Source organism: Methylobacterium indicum (assembly GCF_001043895.1).
GTDB classification, from domain to species: Bacteria; Pseudomonadota; Alphaproteobacteria; order Rhizobiales; family Beijerinckiaceae; genus Methylobacterium; species Methylobacterium indicum.
Genome location: NZ_JTHF01000320.1, coordinates 1 through 4,250, shown reverse-complemented (window position 1 = coordinate 4,250; position 4,250 = coordinate 1). Strand labels below are relative to the sequence as shown.

Genomic DNA, 4,250 nt, shown 5'->3' with positions numbered 1-4,250 from the left:
AGCGTCCACGGGCCGGCCAAGAGCTGATCACCGTCGGCTGCGCTTGGCCGGCCCGTGGACGCTTGTCTCCAAGTCGAGGAGGCCGATGATCGGCCTGTGGTCACGCGGCTGTTCAGCGAGATGCTGCCACCGCAAGCAGGTCGTGTTCCCCGCCGAGTCATGTCGGAAGTCGGTTTTGCAGCGACGGGGGGCATCCACGGCGGCCTGTGCATCTTGATCGGTCCACTAGATCCTGCCCCATCGGAGGTTCCAGGTCGGTGCGCCTCGGATCCTCATGAGTGGCGTCTCGGATTGGAAAGTGCCGCTGTTCGGTTTCTGAGACCCGTTTGGACCGGTCATGCGTCCCTGGCATGTCCGCATGGGTATACTCCTACGGGCACAGGCGCGGCTGCAAAAACGCTGTCTGTTAGGGTGGTATTCGATCAACGGACGTTTCGACCATGTTGAAGACCATCCTCTACGCCCGCATCTCGACGACGGACCAGACGGCCGCTCACCAACGCACCCAGGCGGAGAAGGCGGGCTTCACGATCAACGCGGTCGTCGTGGACGAGGGCGTGAGCGGCGTCAGCACTCGGCTCGGTCGCGACTACCAAGACGTGACCGACACCATCCGGGAGATGATGAAGCGCGGCGTCGTCGTCCGCCCGTCATCAACGATCTCACCTTCGACGGCGCCACCACGGACCCGATGCAGAAGGCCGTGCGGGACGCTCCCATCAACTTCATGGCCGCGACCGCTCAAGCCCAGGCCGAGGCGACCAAGGAAGCCCAGCGCGCCGGCATCGCCCACGCCAAGGGCCGGGACGACGCCTACCGGGGCCGTAAGCCGTCCTACACCCGCATCCAGTTCGACATCGTGCGCGCCCAGCTCACCCAAGGCGCCAGCGTCTCGGCCATCGCCCGGGACACCGGCCTGTCGAGGCAGACCATCTACCGCATTCAGGAAGACCCGGCTGAGGCCGAGGCCGCGCTTGCTCGATGGGCCGCGTGATGAAGGAGGACCACAACATGTCGATCGCCGCGGCCCCGAAGCGCCGCTACGTCCAGCTCCCCGAGAACGAGTGGGCCGAGGTCGAGGCGCTGTGGGCTGCCGGCTCCGCGACGCTGGCCGAGCTGTCGCAGCGCTACGGGGTCACCGAGCGCACGCTTCAGGCGCGGTTCGCGCGGCGCAGCGTGGGACAAGGGTTCGGCTGCCAAGGCGCACGCCGTCCAGGTCGACGCCCGGGTGCAGGCGGCACAGGAAGCCGACGTAGAAGGCTTTGCCGAGCGCGCGAAGCCGATCCGGGACACGACCGTTGCCGCTGCCAGCAAGACCGAAAGGATGCTTGCGGCGACGCTTGACGCTGTTGAGGATGATCCGAGCCAGATCTACGCCGCGGCTGCGAAGGTCAAGCTGCTGATGAACGCCGCAACCACCTTCGAACGTCTTCACGCTCTTAAGCGTGCCGCCCTCGGCATCAACGACGACACGCTCGTGTCGGACGAGATGCCAGCACTTCAGATCGTCAACCTCACGGCTGAAGCTGTCGAAGCGACCTGGACGGTGCTGATCGAGAAGGTCTCGCTCCCGACCACGGCCTGCAGCTCGTCGTCTACGCCTGCCCAGGCGCCGCGGCCGGTCCTCGCCGTCCAGGTCGTGCCGATCGCGACCGGGGACCGGTTTCGGCTTTCGACCGACGCACGCTCGCGGGGACCGCCCTTGGAAGCCGACGTGGATCGCCGCTCTCGTGACCCTCCTGTGCTGCCACGCGGCGGGTCGGAAATATTCAGTTACACACTGCCATAACGTGCCATTGGATTTTCATGGTGCCGTGCTGTTCATGGGTGGTCCCTGCCTGAGAAGGGACACGAGATGATCCTCTACCACTACACCTCGCCGCAGCACTTGCTGGGCATCGCGAAGCACGGCCTGACGATCGGCGACGTTCCGACCGACCTAGGCCACTCTAAGGGGCGAGTTGGCGTTTGGCTGACTACCTCCCCTGGAAGAATTCGTCATGGGCTTGCCCGCGTCCCAGGCTTACACGTCAAATACCGACTGACGGTCGACTTGCCAGGGAGCCATGTTGTGCGCTGGGCTGACTGGGCGCCTGACTATGTGACGCCTGAGACCGTCCAGAACCTAAAGCAATGCGCTGGTAAGGATGGATCTTCTCAGCGGAAGACTTGGTTCATTTGCTTTGGGATCGTGCCGGCGCCCACAATTGTAGCGTGCCACAACGCGGTAACTGGCGCTGCCGTAGAGGAGCGGACCGACGCTGAGCGTGATGATCCGGTCTCTGTCGCTGTGCCACCTTGGCGGCGCGATACTTGGCATCGGCAGTTCCTCAAGAACGACGCGAGGCGCTTGCGAGCTATCGAACGATCCGGCCGGCAGCTCGTGTTCCAAGGCGCTGACGTGAGCGGGGCGGGTGATCTTCGACCACATGCGCCCCGCCTGCGCTTACCGCGTCCGCACCCGGCCTTGCCCGAAGGCTTGCTCGTAGGTGAGGTCACCGAAGACGAACTGCCCGCGCTGGCCGTTGCTGAGCGCCACGATCGCCGAGCCGGTCATGAAGCCGGCTTGCCGCGTCACGATCGCCTCGCCCCTCACCCGGGCGCCGCAGGTCACCGGGATCACGATCGTCGGGTTGGGGTCGCGCACCGACCACGAGCCGGTGCAGCGGATCGACCCCGGGAAGGCCACCCAGAACTCGCCCACGCCGTTGTCGAAGCCCGTGGCCTGCCCAGCCGCGGCGTTGCCGTTCGCGAGCTGCCCGGTGATCGGGATGGCGAAGATCGGCGCTGGCGCTGGCTGAGCGCTCGCGGGCGCGCGTGCTGAGATGATGAGGGCGGTAGCGGTGAGGAATGCGAGCTTTTTCATCCGCTGCGGGTAGCGGGCGGCATTCAGGTTGTCACTATGACAAAGGATAAATCTTGTGCGTTTCGCATCAAACACGAACGCAAAAGTAAGTCGGAAATGACCTTTGCGAATGAGTTCGCCTTGCTTCGCGAAAGAGGATGGCGGTCCGGTTGCTATTGCGCGCCGAATCGCCGTCTACCGCAAAATACTGGATCACGTGCGGTCGATGGACTTCATGAAGACCGACCCTGTCGCGTGGGAGCGCTTCGGCCGCGAGACGCACGCCGATGGGTGGTGCTGGACGATCCCGGCCGGCGCCCGAGCTTTCGCGATGTCCCGGATGTGGGACCCGTCGCCGGTCGAGTGCATCAGGGTCGAAGGCGAGACCGAATGCGGCTGGGGCCTCGCGGTTGTCATCCTGACCATCAAGCAGAATGAGAAGCGAGCCGAGGCAGAGAAGCGCGATGCCGAGGCAGCCAACGCGAAAGCGCCCAAAGCGACCGGCCGTCGCTAGATCGGCTACACATCCAGAACCACAATCGCGCTACAAAGCGCAACACGAATGTCAAGCCAACCAATTGATTAAAAAGGGAAAATTCAATTGGCGGAGAGAGAGGGATTCGAACCCTCGATACGGTTGCCCGTATACACGCGTTCCAGGCGTGCGCCTTCAACCACTCGGCCACCTCTCCGGGCCAGATCCGCGGGGCGCCGGGGCGCCCGTGCAGGTCGGGTGCCGTCCTCTAGCGGGGCTGGGGCCGCGGCGCAAGCGCGAGATCGTCGGAGCGGCGAATTCCTCTCGTGCGCGCCGACACCGCACGTCTCGCGACGCCGCCGCTGCAACCGGTGCAGGGTATCGGCCGTTTCGATCAACGGCCGGCGCGTGGGCGTCGGCCGGCCGGGAGCGGCCGAGCGACACCAGGAGCCCTCCGGACCCCGCGCCGCTCCCGGGCGGTCCTCCGGACGGGGCACGACCGGCAAGGACAGGCGACGTGGGAAACGACACCGTGAATGCCAAGGACGAGCGGCCCGTGGTCCTGGTGGTCGAGGACGAGGCGCTGACAATCATGGATCTCAGCGACGTGCTGGATGCGGCCGGCTACGAGGCGCTGCAATCGGCGTCGGCCGAGCGGGCCCTCGGGTTGCTGACCGCCCGCACCGACATCGTCGCGCTGATCACGGACGTGGAGCTGTCGGGCAAGACGGACGGGTTCGATCTCGCCCGCGCGGCGGCGCAGATGCGGCCCGACCTGCCGATCGTCGTGGTATCGGGGCGCAGCAAGCCGGACCCGGACCGGATGCCCGACCATGCCCGCTTCGTCGCGAGGCCCTGCCGCGCTTCAAGGTGTCATCAGGGTCCCGAGCACCTCGAGGATGTCGTCGCCGCGGCAGGGCCTCGCGACGA

Annotated in this window: 4 protein-coding genes, 1 tRNA gene and 1 pseudogene; 4 read left to right on the top strand and 2 right to left on the bottom strand. The window is 65.8% G+C overall.

Translation table 11 applies throughout. The features are described 5' to 3' along the window. The first annotated feature begins 443 nt into the window (after positions 1-443). Together QR78_RS28785 and QR78_RS28780 are read left to right on the top strand one after the other, a co-directional pair. A pseudogene (locus QR78_RS28785) lies at positions 444-994 on the top strand (recombinase family protein). 234 nt (positions 995-1,228) lie between these two features. Next, positions 1,229-1,789, top strand: coding sequence for a hypothetical protein (locus QR78_RS28780; protein WP_048431046.1), 561 nt, complete (start codon positions 1,229-1,231; stop codon positions 1,787-1,789). 657 nt (positions 1,790-2,446) lie between these two features. Here QR78_RS28780 and QR78_RS28775 read toward each other — a convergent pair. Further along, positions 2,447-2,941: a hypothetical protein gene (locus tag QR78_RS28775; RefSeq protein WP_125901378.1), complete on the bottom strand. Its 495-nt coding sequence runs from the start codon at positions 2,939-2,941 to the stop codon at positions 2,447-2,449. A gap of 130 nt (positions 2,942-3,071) precedes the next feature. Between QR78_RS28775 and QR78_RS28770 the strand changes: the two genes are divergently transcribed. Continuing rightward, positions 3,072-3,359 carry a hypothetical protein gene (locus QR78_RS28770; RefSeq protein ID WP_048431044.1) on the top strand — a complete coding sequence of 96 codons (288 nt, stop codon included), beginning with the start codon at positions 3,072-3,074 and terminating at the stop codon, positions 3,357-3,359. Between the two features lie 88 nt (positions 3,360-3,447). Here the strand turns inward: QR78_RS28770 and QR78_RS28765 are convergent. Beyond that, positions 3,448-3,537: transfer RNA gene (locus QR78_RS28765), tRNA-Ser, on the bottom strand. Positions 3,538-3,837: 300 nt separating this feature from the next. On the opposite strand from QR78_RS28765, the gene QR78_RS28760 reads away from it, so the two are divergent. After that, a partial coding sequence (locus tag QR78_RS28760) for a response regulator (protein WP_141657956.1) occupies positions 3,838-4,250 on the top strand: 413 nt, incomplete at its 3' end.